The 22310-nt window shown below is 62.6% G+C and carries 22 protein-coding genes; 14 read left to right on the top strand and 8 right to left on the bottom strand.

Annotated elements, in window-relative coordinates:
- Positions 1 to 27: 27 nt before the first annotated feature.
- The 3 genes from OP496_RS13995 to OP496_RS13985 form a co-directional block, all read right to left on the bottom strand.
- On the bottom strand, positions 28 to 1683 hold the full coding sequence (locus tag OP496_RS13995; RefSeq protein ID WP_280564317.1) for a glucan biosynthesis protein D: 1656 nt from the start codon (positions 1681 to 1683) through the stop codon (positions 28 to 30).
- 193 nt (positions 1684 to 1876) lie between these two features.
- Positions 1877 to 2050, bottom strand: a complete 174-nt coding sequence (locus tag OP496_RS13990) for a hypothetical protein (RefSeq protein WP_280564316.1) — start codon at positions 2048 to 2050, stop codon at positions 1877 to 1879.
- A 28-nt stretch (positions 2051 to 2078) separates the two neighbouring features.
- Positions 2079 to 2885: a helix-turn-helix transcriptional regulator gene (locus tag OP496_RS13985; RefSeq protein WP_280564314.1), complete on the bottom strand. Its 807-nt coding sequence runs from the start codon at positions 2883 to 2885 to the stop codon at positions 2079 to 2081.
- A gap of 160 nt (positions 2886 to 3045) precedes the next feature.
- Between OP496_RS13985 and OP496_RS13980 the strand changes: the two genes are divergently transcribed.
- The 3 genes from OP496_RS13980 to OP496_RS13970 all read left to right on the top strand — a co-directional run bounded on the left by OP496_RS13980 (position 3046) and on the right by OP496_RS13970 (position 7021).
- Entirely contained in the window at positions 3046 to 4521 is a 1476-nt protein-coding gene (locus OP496_RS13980; protein ID WP_280564312.1) for an alanine/glycine:cation symporter family protein, read from the top strand.
- Between the two features lie 80 nt (positions 4522 to 4601).
- A complete protein-coding gene (locus tag OP496_RS13975) occupies positions 4602 to 6002 on the top strand; it encodes an aspartate ammonia-lyase (protein ID WP_280564311.1) in 1401 nt (466 codons plus the stop codon).
- 2 nt (positions 6003 to 6004) lie between these two features.
- On the top strand, positions 6005 to 7021 hold the full coding sequence (locus tag OP496_RS13970) for an asparaginase domain-containing protein (RefSeq protein ID WP_280564310.1): 1017 nt from the start codon (positions 6005 to 6007) through the stop codon (positions 7019 to 7021).
- A gap of 17 nt (positions 7022 to 7038) precedes the next feature.
- Here the strand turns inward: OP496_RS13970 and gloA are convergent, their stop codons facing one another.
- Positions 7039 to 7572: a lactoylglutathione lyase gene (gene gloA, locus OP496_RS13965; protein ID WP_280564309.1), complete on the bottom strand. Its 534-nt coding sequence runs from the start codon at positions 7570 to 7572 to the stop codon at positions 7039 to 7041.
- Between the two features lie 214 nt (positions 7573 to 7786).
- Between gloA and OP496_RS13960 the strand changes: the two genes are divergently transcribed.
- The 3 genes from OP496_RS13960 to OP496_RS13950 are packed head-to-tail and all read left to right on the top strand — an operon-like array spanning position 7787 to position 11052.
- On the top strand, positions 7787 to 9886 hold the full coding sequence (locus OP496_RS13960) for an FUSC family protein (RefSeq protein ID WP_280564307.1): 2100 nt from the start codon (positions 7787 to 7789) through the stop codon (positions 9884 to 9886).
- Positions 9876 to 10103, top strand: a complete 228-nt coding sequence (locus tag OP496_RS13955; RefSeq protein WP_280564305.1) for a DUF1656 domain-containing protein — start codon at positions 9876 to 9878, stop codon at positions 10101 to 10103. Before OP496_RS13960 ends, OP496_RS13955 begins: the two co-directional genes overlap by 11 nt.
- Before the next feature lie 4 nt (positions 10104 to 10107).
- Positions 10108 to 11052 carry an efflux RND transporter periplasmic adaptor subunit gene (locus tag OP496_RS13950; protein WP_280564304.1) on the top strand — a complete coding sequence of 315 codons (945 nt, stop codon included), beginning with the start codon at positions 10108 to 10110 and terminating at the stop codon, positions 11050 to 11052.
- A 46-nt stretch (positions 11053 to 11098) separates the two neighbouring features.
- Here OP496_RS13950 and OP496_RS13945 read toward each other — a convergent pair whose 3' ends face one another.
- Complete coding sequence (locus OP496_RS13945) at positions 11099 to 12436, bottom strand: MFS transporter (protein WP_280564303.1); 1338 nt, start codon at positions 12434 to 12436, stop codon at positions 11099 to 11101.
- 157 nt (positions 12437 to 12593) lie between these two features.
- On the opposite strand from OP496_RS13945, the gene nfsA reads away from it, so the two are divergent.
- The gene (nfsA, locus tag OP496_RS13940; protein ID WP_280564301.1) at positions 12594 to 13325 is read left to right on the top strand and encodes an oxygen-insensitive NADPH nitroreductase; all 732 of its coding nucleotides are present in this window, start codon (positions 12594 to 12596) and stop codon (positions 13323 to 13325) included.
- 63 nt (positions 13326 to 13388) lie between these two features.
- On the opposite strand, the gene OP496_RS13935 is transcribed toward nfsA, so the two are convergent.
- Positions 13389 to 14744 (bottom strand): PepSY domain-containing protein, encoded by a 1356-nt coding sequence (locus tag OP496_RS13935; protein WP_280564300.1) that lies wholly within the window; start codon positions 14742 to 14744, stop codon positions 13389 to 13391.
- Between the two features lie 112 nt (positions 14745 to 14856).
- Positions 14857 to 15249 carry a DUF2946 domain-containing protein gene (locus OP496_RS13930; protein ID WP_280564298.1) on the bottom strand — a complete coding sequence of 131 codons (393 nt, stop codon included), beginning with the start codon at positions 15247 to 15249 and terminating at the stop codon, positions 14857 to 14859.
- 229 nt (positions 15250 to 15478) lie between these two features.
- On the opposite strand from OP496_RS13930, the gene OP496_RS13925 reads away from it, so the two are divergent.
- The 5 genes from OP496_RS13925 to OP496_RS13905 all read left to right on the top strand — a co-directional run bounded on the left by OP496_RS13925 (position 15479) and on the right by OP496_RS13905 (position 18893).
- A complete protein-coding gene (locus tag OP496_RS13925; protein WP_280564296.1) occupies positions 15479 to 15817 on the top strand; it encodes a hypothetical protein in 339 nt (112 codons plus the stop codon).
- Positions 15818 to 15830: 13 nt separating this feature from the next.
- Complete coding sequence (locus OP496_RS13920) at positions 15831 to 16181, top strand: DUF427 domain-containing protein (RefSeq protein ID WP_280564294.1); 351 nt, start codon at positions 15831 to 15833, stop codon at positions 16179 to 16181.
- Between the two features lie 171 nt (positions 16182 to 16352).
- Complete coding sequence (gene rhtA, locus OP496_RS13915) at positions 16353 to 17246, top strand: threonine/homoserine exporter RhtA (protein WP_280564292.1); 894 nt, start codon at positions 16353 to 16355, stop codon at positions 17244 to 17246.
- 91 nt (positions 17247 to 17337) lie between these two features.
- Positions 17338 to 18174 (top strand): AraC family transcriptional regulator, encoded by an 837-nt coding sequence (locus OP496_RS13910; RefSeq protein ID WP_280564291.1) that lies wholly within the window; start codon positions 17338 to 17340, stop codon positions 18172 to 18174.
- A gap of 113 nt (positions 18175 to 18287) precedes the next feature.
- Positions 18288 to 18893 (top strand): LysE family translocator, encoded by a 606-nt coding sequence (locus tag OP496_RS13905; protein ID WP_280564290.1) that lies wholly within the window; start codon positions 18288 to 18290, stop codon positions 18891 to 18893.
- A gap of 16 nt (positions 18894 to 18909) precedes the next feature.
- Here OP496_RS13905 and ampC read toward each other — a convergent pair whose 3' ends face one another.
- The gene (gene ampC, locus OP496_RS13900) at positions 18910 to 20094 is read right to left on the bottom strand and encodes a class C beta-lactamase (RefSeq protein WP_280564289.1); all 1185 of its coding nucleotides are present in this window, start codon (positions 20092 to 20094) and stop codon (positions 18910 to 18912) included.
- A 178-nt stretch (positions 20095 to 20272) separates the two neighbouring features.
- Here ampC and zigA point away from each other — a divergent pair, with 178 nt between their 5' ends.
- Positions 20273 to 21505, top strand: coding sequence for a zinc metallochaperone GTPase ZigA (gene zigA / locus OP496_RS13895; RefSeq protein WP_280564288.1), 1233 nt, complete (start codon positions 20273 to 20275; stop codon positions 21503 to 21505).
- Positions 21506 to 21524: 19 nt separating this feature from the next.
- Positions 21525 to 22310 (top strand): GTP cyclohydrolase FolE2 (gene folE2, locus OP496_RS13890; RefSeq protein ID WP_280564287.1); only part of this gene is annotated, 786 nt, incomplete at its 3' end.

Raw genomic sequence — 22310 nt, 5'->3', positions numbered from 1 at the left:
GCCATGGCACTGCCCTTTTGTGTGTCATCACTCATCGAGCGGATGCGGCGGGTGCTCGCGCTGATCAGGGGGTGGCGGGAAGTACTGGTAGAGCCAGGTTTCACTCAGCGCTTCGCCGTCGCCTTCCAGGACCATTCTCATATCGATGGGATCGACCGAATCCTCCGTTGGGTACCAGTCGAAAATCACGCGAATGCCTTCGAACTCCTCGACCTGGAAGATTTGTATATCGCCCGTCTTGCCGCGCGAGACTTCCAACTGCGCCACGATCGGAGGACCGTTCTTGGCAATACGCAGAATATCGCCGCCGACGTAATCTACCGCGAAGCGCCGCGCCCACTCCTCAGGATAGTGCTCGCCGGGCGCCCAGCCTTCTTTGAAGCCCCCCATGCCGCTGCGGGTCGCACGAACACGCGCAAGGTCTGTGGTCACCGGGGCTTGCGCACTCCAGTAAAGACGGTATGCAAAGTTCAGTGAATCCCCTGGCTCGATGGCTTTGCTGGGTTTCCAGAAGGCCACGATGTTGTCCATGGTTTCGCCGGTCGTGGGAATTTCCATCAGTTGGAGATCGCCCTTACCCCAGTCATTGCGGGGCTCGACCCAGAGGCTGGGACGCTCGTGGTAATTGCCGATCACGTCTTCATAGGCATCGAAATCCCGCTCGGTCTGCAACAATCCGAAGCCCTTGGGTGCATCGTCGGCGAATGAGTTGTACTGCAGCTTCGGCGGATTGTTGAGCGGCCGGTAGACCCATTCACCGTTACCGCGCCACATCGTCAAGCGGTCGGAATCGTGAATTTGCGGATGGATGGTGTCGCACATGCGCCGCTGATGGGTACCGCAGCTGAACATGCTTGTCATCGGCGCAATCCCCAACTGTTCGATGGCCTCGCGCGGATAGAGGTGCTTGTCGATTTCCATGACCACGCGCTCTGCCTCGCAGTGGATGACGAAGCGATAGGCACCGGCGACCTTGGGCGAATCGAGCAAGGCATAAGCGGTAAAGGTAGTGCTATCCGGTTCCGGCGTCTCCAGCCAGAAGCGCGTGTAGGTGGGAAATTCTTCCTTCGTCGACTCGGCGAAGGTGTTGACCGCAAGCCCACGTGCCGATATGCCGTATTGATAGGTGTCGTCCACCGCGCGGAAGTAACTCGCGCCCAAAAAGGAGACGATGTCGCGCTCGGTGAGCGAGGGCGCTTTGAAAACGCGGAAACCGGCAAAGCCCAGCGCTTCATCGTCCTCGAACTGAGAGACGTCGACGTCCGCCTTGTCATAGCGGAACAGCGACGGATCGAAGTGAATCTCGCGGGCGCGGCGAGAATCCGGGTCGAGGGCAAACATGCGTACCGGCTGGTTGAAGCCCATGCCGACGTGGAAGAACTGCACGTCGAGCTCGCCATCGAGACCGTGCCACAGCGAATGCCCCGGATCGTAACCGATGGCGTTGTAATCCTGCGGCGTCATCTCCGCCAGCGTCGAGGGCAACTCGCGTACGTTGTCTTGATAGCTGGCGTTCGCCATTTCCTTGGCCACACGTTGTAGCCACTCGAAGCTGAAGTCACTGGGCTCGCCATCGGCGATCTCGGGCATGCCACGTGTCGCCGCCAAAAGCGGCGCGGCAGGCAAGCCATAAAAGGCCGCCAAGGCCAGCGAGCGCTTGAGTAAGGTCCGTCGATCCATCATAGAGCGTCTCTACCAGAAGGTGGGAGTTTCCTTGCCAACCACATTTATCAGACGTTACCCGAGACAAACGGTTCCTGCATCAAGCGCCTCTTGCGCACTTTCAACGTGATATCTCCGCCATGCGTATGCCTTCGCGCATCAAAAAACCCGATGCTTCGGCACCGGGTTTTCAAGGTTCATGCGATCGCGTGGCTTACTGCCCCAGGCCTTTGGAAAGCTCGGCCGTCTCCTCCGGCACGACCTCGCCATCACCGAGGTTGGCGAGGAAGTAGAAGTTGGCACGACGGCGGGCCCGAGAACTCAACGCCGCACGGAGCACGAGGGTCTGGCGATGGATGTCTACGCTTTCATCTGATCTGCAAGCCAACGCTCACCACGAAAGCCGTACTGCCGCCTTAGTGGCGTGCACGAAAGTGCTGTTCCCCAGGATCAATGTCGTTACGGAGCCTATCGTACAACTCTGAATCGAGCTCAGGGGCATCCAGGGACAACAACCCACATTTCTCGAGCGCTCGCCGTACGCTCATCTTTTCATCCAGGCGTTCGTAGACGACGCGCACGCAGTTGGGCATGCGCTCGCTGTTATCGGCCACGCCGAGCTTCAGTCCGGTTAGGCGATGCACTTGGCTCTGAAAACTGGGAAACAGGATGGTCTGGGTGATTTCATTGCCATTGAGCGTCTCATAGTCGACCAGAAAGATACGGTCGGCGAGGCGAAAAGCCAAGCCATGGTAGCGATTGTGACAGGGGCGCGTGCCGGGTCTCACCTGCATGCGTTCAGTGCGCTGATAGACCGTGCCCTGCTCACGCGTTTCAAGGCATACCAGTGTACGAATCACCTGGCCGGGCCGGGACATTGAGCGGTAGTACTCAAAGTAGCACCCAAGATAGCGCGCCATGCCCTCCTGCCCTCGTGCCAGCAGCGCGCTCGGCCACTCCGCCGGCGGCTCGAACGCTGCCGCACGGGCATCACGACCGACCTGCACCAGCGTGCGGAACTCCGCCTGAGGTAGGTAGAGCTCATGCTCTTCGACACCGAATAGAGCACAGATACGCTGCAAAGCAGCGTGGCGCGGTCGATAGCGACCACTGAGGTAGCGATTGAATTGGGAGCGGTTGATATGCAAGCGCCGGCAGACCTCGGCAATGGAGGGATAGTACCCGCACAGCAGGCGCAGGTTGGCCAAGAAGTCGTCTTGCATGCCATTGGCTCCGGGTCACTACACCCAACGAGGTGGTGCAGTCTGATGCACTTTGTAGCGTCAAGTATGCACCGCAATGCACCGATGCGCCAAGTTTCCCCAGCACGATCAATTGTTTCAATCGAGGAGCGCTACCACTAATACAATAGCGGAGATCCATATGCTTGAATTGCTCAACGAGCTCCTCTGGGGCAAAATCCTTCTCGTTCTGCTGGTCACCGTGGGCATCGGCTTCACCGTTGCCTCTCGCTTCGTCCAGTTTCGCTACTTCGGCCGCATGTTCCAGATCCTGGGATCCCGTCAGGCTTTCCGTCATGATAAGCATGGCCACCTCAGCAGTTTCCAGGCACTGATGTTGTCCGTGGCCGGTCGTGTGGGCGGTGGTAACATCGCCGGCGTCGCCGTGGCCATCACCCTGGGCGGCCCGGGGGCGGTGTTCTGGATGTGGCTGGTCGGCCTGATGGGCATGGCCACGAGCTTCCTGGAATGCACCCTGGCCCAGACCTTCAAGCAGCCCCAAGGTGACGGCACCTATCGCGGCGGCCCGGCCTACTACATCGTCAAGGGCCTCGGCAGCAACTGGCGTTGGCTGGCCGGCGTCTATTCCGCACTGCTACTGCTAACCTTCGGCTTCGCCTTCACCGCCCTGCAATCCTACGCCGTGTCGACCTCTTTCAACGACGCCTTCGGCGTGCCGGTGCTCTACAGTGGCATCGCTCTCGCCATGCTGGTCGGCCTGATCATCTTCGGGGGCATCAAGCGAATCGCCCGCATTTCCGAAGTACTGGTGCCCTTCATGGCCGTGGGCTACCTGGTAATCGCGCTGTTCATCGTTGGCATGAACCTCGAACGCATCCCCGAGATCGTGACGCTGATCGTAAAGAGCGCCTTCGGCCTCGAACCGGCCATCGGCGGCGGTATCGGTGCCGCACTCATGATGGGGCTCAAGCGCGGGCTGTTCTCCAACGAAGCCGGCTTAGGCAGTGCCCCGAATGTGGCCGCCGTCGCCTATGTGCCACACCCGGCCAACCAGGGTATCGTGCAGGCCTTCTCGGTGTTCATCGACACCCTGATCATCTGCTCCTCCACCGCCTTTTTGATTCTGCTCAGCGGCGCTTATGAGCCAGGTGCCAGCGGCAATGTCGAGGGCATTGCCTTGACCCAGGCGGCACTGGCCGACCATGTCGGCGAGTGGGGGCGCTCCTTCGTCAGCGTGGCACTGCTACTGTTTGCCTTCAGCACCATCCTCTACAACTACTACCTAGGCGAAAACAGTCTGAATTTCTTCAGCCGCAACAACCAGAAACTGTTCAACGCCTTCCGCGTGGCGATCGTGCTCCTGGTGTGCTGGGGTGCTACTACCAATCTGGACTCAGTGTTTGGTTTCGCCGATGTAACCATGGGTCTGCTGGCGGTGGCTAACCTGGCTGCGCTCATCCTGCTGTTCAAGAAGGGCCTGCGCATCCTCAGGGACTACGATGACCAGTGCCGCCAGGGTATGAACCAGCCGGTCTTCGACGCCAGCCAGCACCCGGACCTGAACCTCTACCCGCAGGCTTGGGATCTCAAGACTGAAGATAGAGAGCGCCTCAAGACCGTCGATACCAAGGCTTCTGGTACCCACGCAGCGGAGTGATCCGCCGTCCGTTCTACTACCGCGCCGGTCCCACCCTCGACAGGGCCGGCGTGCCTCTTTGACGCAAGAGCGTTTTTGCCATGACCACACGTATCGAACACGACCTGCTGGGCGAACGAGCCCTACCGGCGGACGCCTGGTACGGCATCCAGACCCAGCGCGCGCTGGAGAACTTCCGCATCACCGGTATTCCGATCAGCCACTTCCCCGAGCTGGTACAGGCACTGGCCATGGTCAAGTCGGCCGCGGCCCACGCCAATCAGGAACTCGGCGTGCTCGAGCCCCACAAGGCCGAGGCGATCCAAGCCGCCTGCGCTGACATCCAGGCTGGTACGCTGCACGACCAGTTCGTGGTCGACCTGATCCAGGGCGGCGCAGGCACTTCGACCAACATGAACGCCAACGAGGTGATCGCCAACCTGGCGCTGGTCAAGTTAGGTCACCCCAAGGGGGCCTATCAACACCTGCACCCCAACGACGATGTCAATCGCTCCCAGTCGACCAACGACGCCTACCCCACCGCCGCCTGTCTGAGCCTGCAGTTCGCCGCACAGCCGTTGATAGCGGCCATCGGCGCGCTGCGCGATGCCCTTCAGGAGAAGGCCGTGGCCTTCGCTGACGTGGTCAAGATGGGACGCACCCAGCTACAGGATGCGGTACCCATGACCCTGGGCCAGGAATTCGAGGCCTTCGCGGTGAATCTCGGCGAGGACATCGACCGCTTCCAGGAAGCCCAGCAACTGCTTTGCGAGGTCAACCTCGGTGGCACCGCCATTGGCACCGGGCTCAACGCGCCGGTGCGCTACCAGGCGCTGGCTGTCGAACACTTGGCACGCTTGTCCGGCCGGCCACTGGTACCAGCGTCGCACCTGGTCGAGGCTACTTCGGACATGGGAGCATTCGTCTTCCTGTCGGGGATGCTCAAGCGCTTCGCCATTAAACTGGGCAAGCTGTGCAATGACCTGCGCCTGCTCTCCAGTGGACCGCGTACCGGGCTCGGCGAGATCAACCTGCCGCCCGTGCAGCCCGGTTCCTCGATCATGCCAGGCAAGATCAACCCGGTGATCCCCGAAGCAGTGAACCAGACGGCCAACCAGGTAATCGCCAGCGACCTGGCGGTCACCCTGGCCGCCGAGGCGGGGCAGTTACAGCTCAACGTCATGGAGCCGATGATCGTCTATAACCTGCTGAACGCCATGCGCATGCTGGGGGAGGCCTGCCATATGCTGCGCACCCGCTGCATCGTCGGCATCGAGGCCAACCGCGAGACCTGCGCCCAGCACGTCGAGCACAGCATCGGCGTAGTCACTGCGCTGGTCCCGCACATCGGCTACGCCAACGCGACACGTATCGCTCAGCAGGCCCTGCACAGTGGAGCCACGGTCCGCGAGCTGGTGATCGCCGAAGGGCTGCTTGACCCCACCCGGGTCGAGGCACTGTTGAGCCCCCAGGCCATGCTGGCCCCCGCCGCGGAGAAGTGAGCATGGCACGCCTGTTGATCCTCTACACCGGTGGCACCCTAGGTATGCAACCTTCGCCGAAGGGCTATGTGCCCTCGCCGCAGTTTGCCGAGCAGTTGGAGGCAGCGCTGGCGCTCGAACCAGCCGGTCGCCTGCCCGACCACGACCTCAAAACTCTACACCCATTGATCGACAGCGCCGAGCTGACACCTGCAGCGTGGAATCGGCTGGTCGCCGCGCTCGCCGAGGAGTGGGCAAGCTACGATGGTTTCGTCATCCTGCACGGCACCGACACCCTGGCCTACACCGCCTCGGCGCTCTCCTTCCTGCTCGGTGCGCTGGACAAGCCGGTGGTGCTCACCGGCGCCCAGATCCCGCTGGGCGAGCCGCGCAGCGACGCCCTGAACAACGTGATCCTGGCCATGCAAGCAGCCAAGCATCCGCACGCCCCCCGCGAGGTATGTATCGCCTTCCACGACCGTCTACTGCGCGGCAACCGCGCGCGCAAGTGCCGAACTCAAGGCCTGGACGCCTTCGACTCTCCCAACGCGCCCTGGCTCGGTGAGGCAGGCATCGAGTTGCGTCTCAGCGGCTTCCCGGCACTGCCGGTCGGCACCCCTGACCTGACTCAGGCCGACTTCGCGGCAGGACACGTCGCCGTACTGCACTGCCACCCCGGGTTGTCGCCACAGCAAGTCACCCGGCAGCTCGACGACCCTCAGCTCCAGGGCCTGGTGCTGATGACCTACGGTGTCGGCAACCCCCCCGGACTCGACGGCCAACTGCTCGACTGCCTGCGCCGTGCCACCGAACGCGGTCTGGCCATCGTCAACGTGACCCAGTGCGGCCAGGGCACGGTGCAGCAGGGGGCCTACGCGACCGGCCGGCGACTCGAGAAGGCCGGCGTTATCTCCGGACATGACCTCACTCCTGAAGCGGCGATCACCAAGCTGGAAGTGCTGCTGGCCCGCGGGCAGCTCGGCCAGGCGCTGCGCGACGCCCTGTCCCGCCCATTACGCGGCGAGATGGGCGCGCACTAGCCGTCGATGCCGTTGCGTCAACTCCCCATGTGGCCCAGCTGCTCGGGCTGAACGACCTCGATCCAGTAGCCATCGGGATCCTTGACGAAGGCGACGTCCTTCATCTTGCCGTCTTGCGGGCGCTTCTTGAATTCTACCTGGTTGGCGTCGAACCAAGCCACGGCGGCATGTAGGTCCGGCACCGAGAAGCAGATATGCCCGAAGCCCTGTGGCTCGGCGTTGCCGTCATGATAGGCAAAGCCTTCCTGATCTTCGGTGCCCCAGTTGTGGGTCAGTTCGAGAATGCCCTTCTGCGCGAAGGTGTAGGCGTTGCGCTCGGCTGGATCCTCCGGCACGGCGTCGTCATCACCGAGGTTGGCGAGGAAGTAGAGTGTGAATTGCATCTCCGGAAAATCGAGCTTGCGCAGCACACGCATCCCGAAGACCCGCGAATAGAAGGCCAGAGAACGCTCGGGGTCCTTCACTCGCAGCATGGTGTGGTTGAAACGAAAGCCCTGCGTTTCGGTCGGTGGCGTTTCGACACCGGGATGTTGCTCGCCCTGAAAACTCATCGTGCGCTCTCCTTTTCTGTCACTGCACATATCACTGCAAGGTATCCCTCCAACGTGAGGGCGACACCGCCAAATTCCAGGGCCCTCGCCGCTCAGCATGAGAGAGTGGCGGTGAAGTTAGACATACGTCGCACGAACTGAGATAATTCGCAGACTAATATTTATCTCGCTTTTCCCTGATGCGCCGGCCATTCGGTCGGGGCCGGATGACGTTATGCTGCGCATTTCCACCGATCATTGGCTATTGGCGTTACGCACCGTGCTGGCCGTCTGGCTGGCTCTTTTCCTGGCGTTGCGCCTCGACTTGTACCAGCCCGCTTGGGCCATCCTCGCAGTGATGATCGTTACCCTTCAGCCAGTCATGTTCACCGGCGGCACGCCGCCCATTGGCATTATCCTCGGGCGCGGCGTGGCACGCTTCTTCGGCACGTTATTCGGCGCCATCGCCGGGCTGGTACTGATTGCGCTATTTGGCCAGCAGCCCATGCTGTATCTGCTGTTCGCGGGCGCGTGGCTGGCGTTCTGCATGTATTGGGTGATGCTCGAGCAGGACGAATACCTGGGCTACGTGATGATGCTCAGCGGCTATACCGCCACGCTGGTCTCGCTGACCGCTATCGGCACAGGGGTCGATGGTATCTGGACGGTCGCGCTGGGGCGCTTCTCGGAAACCGCACTGGGCATCGGCTGCGGTGTCTTGATGCACCTGCTCATCGCCCCGCGCTTCGGGAGCCGGGCATTACCCGAGGCGCTTTCCCAATTTCTGCAAAGCGCTGCCGAAGAAACCCACGCGGCTCTGGACACACCGCGTCCCCGCGATACCCAGGACGCACGCCTCAAGACGTTGCTTGGCTATTATCAGCAGTTCGAAAAACTGCGCGGCCTCACGCGGTTGGAAACGCGGCGCCTGAGCCATTTCATCCCCGCGCTGGACCGCTTCGCCAGTGATAGCCTGGCGCTGATTACCGCCATCCGCGAGCTGGAAACCGCCATCGATTATCTGCGCGAATGCGAGGACGGGGATCGCTGGCTGGCGCAATTGAACGCGCATGCCGCACCGCTGCTCACCGCGATCGCCGAACAACCGGCCGGCGAGCCGCTGGAAAAGCTGACGCTGCCGAACTTCGAGTGGGACGTCGACCAGGTGAGCCCCCGCAGCCGCGTGCGCGCCGAACTGGTACGTCAACGCCTTGGAGAAGTACTCGGCCTGCTGCAGCATGGTCGACGCCTGCGTCATGCACTGAACGACCCGGCGGCGGCCAAGATGCAGACCTTGCCGCGCGAAAAGCGTACCCGCACCACGCACAACGAGCACTTCGTGGCCCGCTTCAACGCCCTGCGCGTGTTCATCGCCTTCGAGTTGCTGGGTCTATTCTGGGTGCACAGCGGCTGGCATTCCGGCTACCTGGCGATGATGCTGCTGGGCGTTTTCACCATGCTGTTCGCCAAGGCGCCAAATCCCGCCGCGGTGGTCTACCAGTTCATGTGGGGGAGTATCGCCGCCGTGCTTCTCGGCGGTGTCCTGCTCTTCCTGGTGCTGCCAGTCATCAACGGCTTTCCACTGCTGGCCATTGCCATCGGTATTCCGGTCATGGTCGGCACGCTGATGACACCGCATCCTCGGTGGTCTCTGATCGGTCTGGCCGGCGCCATCACCCTGATGACGCTTCTTAACCTGCAATCAACCTACAACTTCTCACCGACCCGTTACATCAACGGCGGCCTGGCATCGGTTCTCGGCACGATCGTCGCCATGACTACCTATTCGCTGATGCAGCAACGCTCTCCCGCCGAGCGCATCCGTACGCTGCTCAGTGCCTATTGGCAAGGCGTGGCGCGCCTAATGCGCGAGCCGACCTTGCCCAACCGGGCGCGTCTGGAGAGTCGCCTTTACGACCGTTTAGGGCGCATCGTCGCCTTGGGCGGCACGGATGACACGCTGCGCGAGGCGCTCGATCTGCACGCCCTGGCGTTGTGCGTATGGCGTATTCGGCGGCTACGCGAGGAGCTGGCCCCGCATCGCCAGGAACTCGAGGCCTGGTTGGATGATATCGGCCAACGCTTGATCGCGCATCGCCATCATTCGCCCGAGGTCTGGCGCCAGCTTTCCGATCAGGCCCGCGAATGGGTCGATCGCTTTTATCACGAGCCCCGGCTCTCCGTCGCCACGGCGGGGGAAATTGCCATGCTGGGGCACCTCATGCGCGAGGCGCCCGGCGTCACGCTGGAGAACCGCGCCGATAACGATGCCCAGGCCGCATCGCTTGATCGGCAAGCAACACCGCCTCGACAGGAGACGCCGCATGTTCGCTGAATGGGCCTTTCTCGGTTTTCTAGTGCCGCCGCTGGCCGTTCCCGTGCTCGTCTCGCTAAGCCTTTATCTTTTGTTGAGGCGAGTGTTCATGCGCCTCGGCGTCTATCACTGGTTCTGGCAACCGGTGCTCGTGGACATCGCCCTCTACGCCCTATTGCTGTGGTCGGTACTCGCCCTGACCGGTGCCTTGCCGATCGCCCACTCACAAGAAGGATGACGCCATGACACTCTCCCCGCGTGCGCGCAAGTTCCTGCGCCCGCTGCTGACGCTGGTGATACTGGCCATCGCCGTGGTTGCCATCGCGCAGATCTGGAACCACTACATGCACGACCCCTGGACCCGCGACGGCCGTGTCCGGGCCGATGTCATCAACCTCGGCACCGACGTCTCAGGCCTGGTCGAGAACCTCCGGGTCGAGGACAACGATACCGTGCAGGCTGGCGACGTGCTGTTCACTATCGACAAGAAGCGCTACGCACTGGCGCTGGCCGAGGCAAAGGCCAACCTCAACAATCTCAAGCAGCAGCGCGCGGAAGCCAAGGCCGCCAATGCCCGTCGTCAAAAACTCGGCGACTACGCCTCGCAGGAGGACCGCGACGATGCGCGCTTCGCCTATTCAAGCGCCCAGGCCCAGGTCGAGCAGGCCGAAGTCGCGGTCAAACAGGCCAAGCTTGATCTCGAACGCGCCACAGTGCGCGCCCCGGTCGACGGCTATGTCACCAACCTGCTGCTGCGCCCCGGCGAATACGTCTCGGCCGGCGAGGACGCCATCACCCTGGTCGACGCCGACAGTTTCCACGTGCTCGGCTACTTCGAGGAAACCAAGCTCGACGCCATCGACATCGGCGCGCCAGTGCGCATCCAGCTCCTGGCCAGCGACACCCCGCTGTGGGGGCACGTCGATAGCATCGCACGCGGCATCTCCGACAAGAGCCTCGACAGCCAGGGCAGCGGACTGGCGAACGTCAGCACCTCCTTCGACTGGGTCCGGCTCTCGCAGCGCATCCCCGTGCGCATCGCCCTCGACGACGTCCCCGACGACGTCCAGCTTTCGGCCGGCCTCACCGCCACGGTCTATCTCAACGACACGCGTGACGAACACCGGGAAGCGTCGGATTGGCAACACAGCCTCGCGCGCTGGTGGGAATCGCTGGTCAGTATTTGACTCCGCCCCCCAGTCGTGGGCTTATCTCGTCAGCGGGGCAACGCACTCATCGCCCCGCCAACATTTCATCCTCGGTCTCGGCTTCCGGTTCCGCCTCCATTTCCAGCGCCAGTTCCAGTTGCCCTTCTTCCTGCGCGGCTTCTTCCGTCCAGGCCGTGCCCAGCGGCGTGGTGTCCGAGGCGACCATCACGTAGTGGCCCTGTTCGGGCGATTCGCTGGTCGGGTAATGACGAATGCAATAGAGCCCGAACAACACCATGACGACATGCATGATGGCCAGATCCCACAGGAAGCCATCCGGCCCCAGCCATTCCATCAGCACCCCGGCGCTGGCCGGCCCCAGAATCGCGCCGATCCCCAACGCCAGGACGAGACTCGCACTGGCCGCCACGGTCTGCTGATCGGTCAAGAAGTCGTTGGCGCAGGCCAGAAAGATCGAGTAGAGCGTGAGTGTCGTCGCACCCAGCAACGCCCCGAGCAGCGTCAATGACATCGCTGACCAGCCGCTGACGAGCGCGCCGACCAGCGACAGCAGCACCGCTACCAGGGCGACGCCGACGATCACCCATTGCCGGTCGGCCTTGTCGGATAGCTTGCCCAGCGGCCACTGCAGGATCGCACCGCCGAAGATGAAGGCGCTCATGAAGACCGAGACCTGGGCGACGCTCAAGCCGCTATTGGTGGCGAACACCGCGCCCATGCCGAAGACGGCACCATTGGTGATGCCGGTCATGAAGCAGCCCACCGTACCCAGTGGCGAGAGCCGATACAGCGCGCGCAGGCTCATCGCCTCGGGCTGACTGAGTTCGGGCTGCGGCGTGTAGCTGATCAAGATCGGTACCAAGGCCAGCGAGACCAGAATCGACACCAGCAGAAACAACGCCATGCCCGAAGGATCGGCACTGCCCAGCAGCAATTGCCCACCGCCCATGCCGAGATAGCTGATCACCATGTAGATCGCCAGCAGGCGTCCCCGAAGCCGGTTGGAGGCATAACCGTTCAGCCAGCTTTCAGCGACGACGTAGAGCCCCGCGTACGTAAAACCGGTGACGAAGCGCATGGCCGCCCACACCAATGGCTCGACGAACAAGGCGTGAATCAGGATCGCCACCGAGGTGATCGACGCCAGCGCCGCGAAGACACGCACATGGCCGACTTCGCGCAGCTTGCGTGGCGTCAGCACCGAGCCCACTAGAAAGCCCACGAAGTAGGACGACATCACCAGTCCCGTGACCGTGTTGCCGAAATCCGCTGCCGACGCCCGTACCCCGAGCAGCGAGCCCTGCAGGCCATTGCCCATCATCAAAAGCCCTACGCCGAGCAAGAGCGTCCACAGGCTCCAGGCGGCAGACAACGTGGTCGGACGAGCGGTCGCAGCCTTCATCGCGTCGATCCCTGGTCGGTGAGAGAACATACTACCTTCAGGATAATACCCCGCCCTGGCGAGAGATATGGCGCACTGACGCGCCACCTAGTGAGAGACAGCCGGTATATGCGGTATACTTATTAGTAAGCTAATAAAATCATCCACGCGAGGTTGCATGAATCCCGTCATCGAATTGCTCAATCAACACCGCTCGATCCGCCGCTTCACCGACCGCCAGATTCCCGATGACCTTCTGCGGGATCTCCTTCAGGCCGGCCAGAGCGCCGCGACCTCGAGCCATGTGCAGGCCTACAGCGTCATTCACGTGAAGGATCCGGCCAATCGCGAGACCATCGCCGGCTTGGCTGGCGGACAGGACTACATCGCCACCTGTTCCGACTTCCTGGTCTTCTGCGCCGATATGAAGCGCCCCGCCGACGCCGCCGAACGCGCCGGTGCCGACGCTACCCGCGGTATGACCGAGCAAATGCTAGTCGCCAGCGTAGACGCCGCGCTCATGGCGCAGAACGTCGTGGTCGCCGCCGAATCCGAAGGCCTGGGTATTTGCTACATCGGCGGTCTTCGCAACAATCCGCAAGCCGTGAGCGACCTGCTGCACCTGCCCGAGCACGTCTACCCGGTTTTCGGCCTGTGCCTGGGTTATCCGGATCAGTCCCCGGAGGTCAAACCCCGCCTGCCGGTCGACGCCATCCTCAAGGAAGACTACTACCGCGACGATCAGCCCCACGTCGCCACCTTCGACGCCACCATGCGCGACTACTACCAGGCGCGTGGCAGTGCTCAGAAAGACACTACCTGGTCGCAGAACCTCACGCCGCTGTTCGAGCACAAGGTGCGCCCGCACATGCGTGACTTCCTCGTCTCGCGCGGTTTCGAGATGAAATGAATGACGATCGCGCCCGCCCTCGCGTGACACGGGCGGGCGCAACGGTCATCGGCGACTGCCTGGCTAAGCGGTCGTCGCGGCGCGCCTGGCGCCGCGGCGGCGCACCAGCGCATCCACCACCGCCATGACGATCATCGAGGCGCCTACCAGCGGGAAGATAACGCCACCGATGGCGAGCAACGCCAGCACGCCGCGCAAGCGGCGGGGGTCCTTGGGTTCGGGGGGAATCCCCAGCTTGCCGCTCGGTCGACGCTTCCACCACATCACGCCCGAGGAAACACACAGCAGTACGATCCCAGCGCAGGCCAGCGCTAAAATCAGCTGATTGGCGAGCCCGTACTGCTGCCCCATATGGACATTGATGCCCCACTCCAGCGACTTGCCCAGCGGACCGTAGTCGGCGTAGTTCATGTCCAGAAGCGGCTCGCCGCTGTACTGATCCAGGTGCACAACGCGCTGCCGCGAGAGATCGTCAGGGTAGATCGAGCCGGTATAGACCCCGCTGGAGCTACTTGGCAGGCTGACGGCATAGCCGGGAGCCAGTCCCAGATCGTCGAATGCCGCCACTGCGCCATTCATTCCGATGTTCGGCGCGCTCTCGCCTTGGGGTGTCGACTCCGGCAAGCGCGCCTGTTCCAGCGACCAGGGCGTCGTTTCCCGCTCCGCCAGCCGTTCGTCAGAGACCGGCACGTTGACGCGCACCCCGTCCGGATAACCGACATTGTGGCCATTGGCGAGTTCGTTGACCTTGCTACCCCACACCGTGGTCCAGGGCATGCCGGTCACGGCGAGAAAGAGAATGAAGCCCCCCACGAAGACGCCAGTGACAGCGTGCAGATCACGCCAAAAGACCCGCTTCGCCGGAGTTGCGCGTACCGACATCACGCCCCCGCGCCGGCCGCGCGGCCACCACAGATAGAGACCGGTCAACACCAGTAGAATCGACCAGCCACCGACGATCTCGATGACCATGCTCGCCGTCTCGCCGAAGTAAGAGAGGCTGTGGATAGACCGCACGATCCACATCACGCTGCCCTGATAGGGAATCGTGCCGGTGATCTGGCCAGTATAGGGATCGACATAGACCGCTTGTCTGCTATCGCCCGTGGCGATGTCCACCTCCGCGGCGAGATTCGGTGCCGCCGGCGGCACATAACGGAACGCCTCGCCGGGATACGCCGCCACGGCGGCATCGAGCTGTTGCTGCGGCGCTACCGTCGGCGACGACTGCGCCTCGACGCGCACGATATCCGCATTGAGCCACTGGTCGATCTCATCCTTGAAGAGGTAGAGCCCACCGGTCACCGCCAGCGAAATTAGAAAGGGAATCGCGATGAGACCCGCGTAGAAATGCCAACGCCAGACCGCCCGATAAAGGTCGCCGGCGGCACGTGAAGAACGAGAAGAAGGACGAGACATAAAGCCCCCATATAGCGTGCCGTTGACTACCAGCAGGTAGCCGCATTCATCATTGGTCGACGCCCCTGAGCAAGCATCGGCTTGCAGGCGCTAGGCTCGGGGTCGAGACCGCTTATGCGTGATGGTGTGCGGACGGCGGCGCGCGGGTCAGCGCGTTGGGGAAGGTGGTCGTCACAGCCTGGGAAGCAAGCACGCTCGGCACATGTGGCGCAATGACGGCAGCGTTGGCCGCTATCGAGATGGTGGACACACCCTCGATAACCGGAAAATGGCCGAATAGCGAGCAATACGGGCACTGATCATGGAGCCCGGCCGACTCGACGTGGCCACTCGATGGCGGACCCTGTTCAGCCTCGACATGCATCGTCATGTGCGCGGGCATCGCGTCATGCCGCAGAGACGCGCTGGCCTGCCCGACCACCGGACCGCATACCACCAGCAGCATGGCGAATAGGCTCAGCCAGGCGGTGAAACGACGCGTGGATGTACGCAAGAAAAAGAACATGGTCGCGACCGGTGGGTTGTTCAGAGGCGTGCCATACTATCGCGGCTCTCGCCCCAACACAGCCGGACGAGCGCGCGGGTCCAAAGGGCGCGCGATGCCATGCGCCTGTACCTCGGGCCAGAGGCGGCCTGCGGCGCTATGACGCGAGGCAGGGTGCGACAATCCGCCTCGTGGGTCGACCGCGCGTCGCGGCGCTTTATTCCGATTTTTCACCCAAGGAGAGTTCATCATGCGCACCATCGGTTTACTCGGCGGTATGAGCTGGGAATCCACCGAAAGCTACTATCGCGCGCTGAATGAGGGCGTGAAGCAAGCTCTAGGGGGCTTGCACTCAGCGAAGGTGGCGATGGTGAGCGTGGACTTCGCCGAGATCGAGACCCTGCAAAGCGAAGGACGATGGGACGCCGCCGGAGAGGCGCAGGCAGTGATTCTCGGCTGCACCGAGATCGCCATGCTGATCAAGGCGACCGACACCCATGTGCCGCTCTACGACACCACGGCACTGCATGCCGAGGCCGCCGTGACACGCGCACTCGCTGGTTCTCCCTTGTCGGCAGACACTCAATAGCCTGGGAGGCCTCATGTCCGCAGACACTACGCAAGACCGCATCAGCCTGCACCCGCACGCTCGACGTGTGCGGGTGTGGGACGGCGACACATTGATCGCCGACAGTACCCGCGCCGTCGAACTACGCGAACGCGGTTATCCCCCGCGCCAGTACCTGCCCGAAAGCGACGTGCACATGGCGCATCTCGTCCACTCCGCCAACGTGACGCACTGCCCCTTCAAGGGCGACGCCATCTACTTCAGTGTGACGGCACACCCCGACATCGCCTGGCAATACGCCGATCCAGTGGCCGATATGGCGGCGATTGCCGACCGGCTGGCATTCGATGACAGGGCATTGGATGTACGCGTCGAGAAAGCGTAATCTGAGCGGCTTATTTTAGATATTCGTGTACCTGATGGCGTCGCGACGACGCTACTCGAGTTGCTGCTGGCTGCATGGTATTTATCGCGACTCTCTCGCCTGCCAGCGCTCGGTCATGTTGTCACTGACAACGTCGGGAAGGAACCATGCCGCACACACAAGGGAGGTGTCATGTCAGCCGTCGCGCGTGAATTGCTCGCCAAGATCTGGCCGGTGGCCATACTGATCGTGGCGATGTGCTCGATCCAGACCGGCGCCTCCATCGCCAAGACCCTGTTTCCGGTCATCGGCGCCACCGGCACGACCTCGATTCGCCTGATTCTCGCCGCGCTGATACTGCTGATCGTCATGCGCCCCTGGCGCCAGCGATTCAGCCGCCGCGCCTGGAAGTCGACCGTGATCTACGGCGTCGCGCTAGGCGTCATGAACCTGCTTTTTTACCAGGCGCTGCAGACCGTGCCGCTGGGGATCGCAGTGGCACTGGAGTTCACTGGGCCGCTCGCCGTGGCGATACTCTCCTCGCGACGCTGGCTGGACCTGCTGTGGGTGGCATTCGCCGTGCTCGGCCTGGCGTTCCTTCTACTGCTGGGCGATGACAGCAACGGCCCGGTCGATCCCTACGGCGCGGCTTGCGCGCTGGGCGCAGGCGTCTGCTGGGCACTGTATATCCTGTTCGGGCAAAAGGCGGGCTCGGTCAACGGCGCCCAGAGCGCCACGCTGGGTATCACCATCGCCGCGGTGGTGATCGCCCCTGTCGGGCTGATCGACGTCGGCCCGGCGATTTTCGCGCCGGACGTCCTCCCGCTGGCACTCGCCGTCGCCGTGCTTTCCACCGCCCTGCCCTACACGCTCGAAATGGTGGCGTTGCCGCGCCTGCCGACCCAGACCTTCGGTACTCTGATGAGCCTGGAACCGGCGATCGGTGCGCTCTCCGGCCTGCTGTTCCTGAGCCAGCTCCTGAGTGGCCTGCAATGGCTGGCTATCGGCCTGATCATCGTCGCCTCGATCGGTACCACGCTGACGGTACGCCGGCGCGACACCTTCGAAACGCCGGCGCCGGACTGACGCACCCAGGCTGCACAAACGTTCCAGACAATCGTCGCTCACACTGGCATGCTAGAACCAGCTCAGCATGATGATTTAGCGGGAGGCTGGGATGAAATCGACGAACTGGATCGACCTGCAAAAGGATGGCGATACGGGTATCGAGACAATCCGCGCGCATTTCGAGGGCCATGCCTACGACCCGCACTGGCACGACAGTTATCTGGTTGGTTTCACCGAGCAAGGTGTGCAGCAGTTTCACTGTCGGCGCTGGCGACACGATAGTACGCCGGGACGTCTCTTCTTCGTCGAACCAGGCGAGATTCACGACGGCCACGCGCCGGCGCGTGGCGGCTTCACATACTCCATGCTCTACCTTGACGCAGACTGGTTGCAACGCGAGCTTCGCCATTTCGGGACGCCGGGCGTCGTCTCGGGGGAGCCAGGGTTCGCTTCGACACTGGTCGACGACTCGCCCTTGATCGCTGCCGTCGCCAACGCCTTCACTACACTGCGCGCACCGAGCACACGGCTCCAGCGCGATGCCGCACTCGATACGCTACTGCAAGGCATGGTCCCGCATCTGGGCTGGCGTCAGCGACGCTGGGACAACGATCCGCGTCTGCCCCGCGTCGCACGACATGCCCAGGCATATCTACACGCCCACAGTGGAGACGATATCGGCCTGCAGACGCTCGCCGAGCATTGCGGTGTCGACCGCTTTCGCTTGACCCGCGCCTTCAAAGCCGCCTTCGGCCTGGCGCCCCATGCCTATCTGGTGCAACTACGCTTGAGCCTCGCTCGCCAGCGCCTTGCCACCGGTGAATCGCCTGCCATAGTGGCCAGCCAACTGGGCTTCGCCGATCAGAGTCATCTGGGCCGCTGGTTTCGACGCGCCTACGGTTTGACGCCGGCCGACTACCGGCGCCGTTGCCAGCCACCGAGCTGAGCCCACCGTCGCGCTTCTCAGCGAGCCTGAATCACGTCGCTGCTCAAACCTTCCAGACGCGAATGCTCACCGACGGCATAGTGGCGCAATCCCTACTATTTACGGAGTTACCCATGTCGTCCTGGTTGCCCTTCACACTTTTCGCCTTCGTGGCCTCGATCACGCCGGGGCCGACCAATCTACTGATCCTGACGCAAGGCTCACGCCGGGGCTGGAAGCGCGCACTACCAGCGGTATTCGGTGCCAGCTTGGCGGCGGCCATGATCGTGCTGGTCGTCGGCGGTGGCCTGGCGAATACGCTGCTTGCATATCCCCTCGTTCGCCAAATCATGGCGTTAGTCGGTGTGGCCTGGTTGAGCTGGCTGGCCTGGAAACTCTATTGCAGCCAGCCGCCGACGCTGGAAAACGACACCTCCGACCGGGTACCGCACTTTGGCGCCTTGCAGGCCGCCGGCTTGCAACTGGTCAACCCCAAGACCTGGATGATGGCGCTCTCGGTGGTCAGTGTGTTCACCGATGGCGCTTCCAGCATGGCGCACGTTGCCGTGCTAGCGCTCATCTTCGGCGGCGTTGCCGTACCCTGCCTGGCGAGTTGGGCGCTGATGGGCAGCGGCGTTGGCCGGCTGTTCCGTACGACACGGCAGTGGCGATGGTTCAACCGGGGGCTAGCCCTTCTGCTGCTGGGCGTGGCGTGGTGGAGCCTGTTGATGCCGAGCTAAGGTGCGCACCGAGCCACTATGGCGAATCCACCCACTGCGGTGCGTCGATCACACCAAGGCCGGAGAGAATGCGATAAGCCGCCTCAACGCGAGCGCCATTGGGGTAATTCTTGTTGGCCAGCATCACCAACCCCGTCTGTTCGCCGGGCAGCATCACGACATAGCCGCCGAAGCCGTTGGTGGAGCCGGTCTTGTTGATCCAGACATCGTCGCGTGGCGCTTGTGGCGGCGCGATGGCCTCGGCTGCGTTGGGCTCGAGGATCATGTCATAGCCGTTGCCGGCAAGCAGCGTGTCGAGCGCGACGGGGAGTGGGTACTGCTCCCAGATCAGATCCTGCGTCATGTCGCCGACTCGGTAATAACCCTGGCGGGTGGCGTCGATGGCCTGCTGAAGCTCAGCGTCGATATCCGCGAGATGCAGGTTGGCTCGTACCAGCTTGGCTAGATCGCCGACCGTGGTCTTGATGCCATAGGCTTCATCGTCGAGCACGCCGGGGGCCACGCGACTCGGCTGGCCGTCCTTGTTCTCGCCCATGGCGTAATCAGCCATATGATCGTCGGGAACGTCGTACCAAGTGTGCTGCAATCCCAGCGGCTCTAGCACATGCGAACGCATCGCCGACACGAACTCACTATCCAGACTCGCCGCCGTTTCCACGCCGAGTAGCCCGATGCTGAGATTGGAGTAGGTGCGGCTCTCGCCGATGGGCTCGTTTGGCTGCCAGTCTCGATACCAGGCCATCAGCGATGCGTTATCGGTGACTTCATCCGGCACGAACAGCGGCAGTCCGCCGCCGGTGTGAGTACCGAGATCAAGGCCGCTGATGTCATCGAAGGCACTGCCCTCGAGTTTGGGCAGATAGCGACTCACCGGGGCGTCGAGATCGAGCTTGCCCTCGACGGCGGCCAACGAGACCAGCGTGGCGGTGAACGTCTTGCTGAGCGAGCCGATCTCGAACAAGGTGTCGTTGTCGAGCGCTGAGCTTGTCTCGCGGTCGGCGACGCCGTAATGGGCAATCATCGTGCCCTGTGGGCCAACGAGGGCGACCGCCATACCGGGGATGTGTTGCGCCTCCATCAAGGAGTCGACGATAGGATCGAGCACCTCGCGGACTTGCTTGTCCGGCGCTTCGCCCTGCGCCAGGGCCGCGTTCGCCCCATTCAACAGCACCAGTGTCCCGCCCAGCACCCATCCTTTCATTGCGCTCCCTGCCTCACGTCGATAAGCCAAATCCCTAGGCGAGTATCATGCGGCAAAAAACTCAACGCTGGAATATCTGGGTTGCATATATGTTATGATATAACATAATTAAACATGCCGCCACGAAGACCGAGGCATCGCGGGAAACGCATCATCAACAGACAAGAGGAGAAACAGAGTGCCGTCATCGCAGACAACACTCCCGGTTACCGTCTTATCCGGCTTTCTAGGTACCGGCAAGACCACGCTGCTCAACCATATTCTCGCCAACCGTGAAGGACGCCGCGTGGCGGTGATCGTCAACGACATGAGCGAGGTCAACATTGATGCCGCGCTGGTCCGGGGGGCGCCCACCGAGCCACATGAGGATCAAGGCGCGGTGACGCTCAACCGGGCCGATGAACGCCTGGTTGAGATGAGCAATGGCTGCATATGCTGCACCCTGCGCGAAGATCTACTGGTCGAGGTGCGGCGTCTGGCCGCTGAGGAGCGCTTCGATCATCTGGTGATCGAGTCCACGGGCATCTCCGAACCACTGCCGGTGGCTGAAACCTTCACCTTCACGGACGAAGGCGGGCAAAGCCTCTCGCAGGTCGCCCGCCTGGATACGCTGGTCACCGTGGTGGACGGCGTCAATTTCCTTTCCCAGTATCACGAGGCCCAGTCGTTGGCCGAAGCCGGGGAAAGCCTCGGCGAGGACGACGAACGCAATGTCGCCGACCTGCTGGTCGATCAGGTCGAGTTCTGCGATGTCTTGCTGATCAGCAAGACGGATCTGCTCGAAACCCAGCAGTTAAATGAGCTGACGGCGGTGCTGCGCTCACTCAACCCCGAGGCTGAGCTGATTCCCATGACGCATGGCCAGGTAACGCTGGACAAGGTCCTGGATACCGGGCGTTTCAGTTTCGAGCGCGCCCAGCAGGCCCCGGGGTGGTTGAAGGAAATGCGCGGCGAGCACGTGCCGGAAACCGAAGAATACGGTATCTCGAGCTTCACCTATCATGCCCGGCGCCCTTTTCATCCGCAGAAATTCTACGCGCTAATTCATGGCGATGGCTTCGACGCCACGCTACTGCGTTCCAAGGGCTTCTTCTGGCTGGCCACACGACCGCAACACGTCGGGCAATGGAGTCAAGCCGGTGGCATCGCCCATTACGGCTTCGCGGGCCTGTTTTGGAAAGCCGTACCCGAATCGCATTGGCCCGACGACCCCGAGTATCGGGAGGCGATCATGGAGAAATGGCAGGAACCGTTCGGCGACATGCGCCAGGAATTGGTCTTCATCGGCCAACGCCTGAATCAGGCACAAATGCGCCAGGCGCTCGACGCCTGCTTGTTGAGCGAAGAGGAAATGCTCGCCGGCAATACGCACTGGCAGACACTGCCCGACCCCTTTCCAGCCTGGGACTGATAAACGCATGCAAGAGCCCATGAACCCACATACATTGCACGACGTGGCAAACGGTGCGTCCGACCTGGAAGGCCTCCTTGCCTGGGTCGGGATGGAGGACATCGCGCTACCGTTTCGCCTGGCGAACAGTGCCGTCAACGGTCGAGCCTCGGCCGGTGTTTCCCTGGACGCCACCTCGGCGCGAGGCATTCATATGTCGCGTCTCTATATGGCGCTAGAGGCCCTGGAACACGAGGAAGTGACGCTGTCACGCCTGGGCGCGGTATTGCAGCGTTTTCTGGATAGCCATGACGACTTGTCCAATACCGCCTTTCTCGATCTGAGCGGTGACGTCCTGATCAAGCGCCCTGCATTGATCAGCCCACGCGCGGGCTGGAAGGCATACCCCTGTGCGTTGCGCTGCCGCCAAGATGCACGGGGCATGCAGGCGACGCTCGAGATCACGATCGGCTATTCCTCGACCTGCCCCTGCTCGGCGGCCCTCGCACGCCAATCGATCCAGCAAGCATTCGACGAGGACTTCACCGACATGCCGATCAGCCACGACGCCGTCAGGGCGTGGCTGGGCAGCGAGCAGGGTATCCTGGCGACGCCACACAGCCAACGCAGCCAGGCGCATCTCTCACTGCGCCTGGCCGGCGATCTCGAGGCGCTGCCCGTGGCGGCGCTGATCGACACGGTCGAGAACGCGCTTGGCACGGCCTTGCAGACGGCCGTCAAGCGTGTCGATGAGCAAGCATTCGCCCTGGCCAATGGCCAGAACTTGATGTTCTGCGAGGATGCCGCGCGCCGTGTACGGCATGCC

The sequence above is a fragment of the Chromohalobacter sp. 48-RD10 genome (genome assembly GCF_029889785.1).
GTDB lineage: Bacteria > Pseudomonadota > Gammaproteobacteria > Pseudomonadales > Halomonadaceae > Chromohalobacter.
The sequence above is the reverse complement of the archived record's forward strand: the minus strand, read 5'-3'. Positions and strand labels throughout refer to the sequence as shown.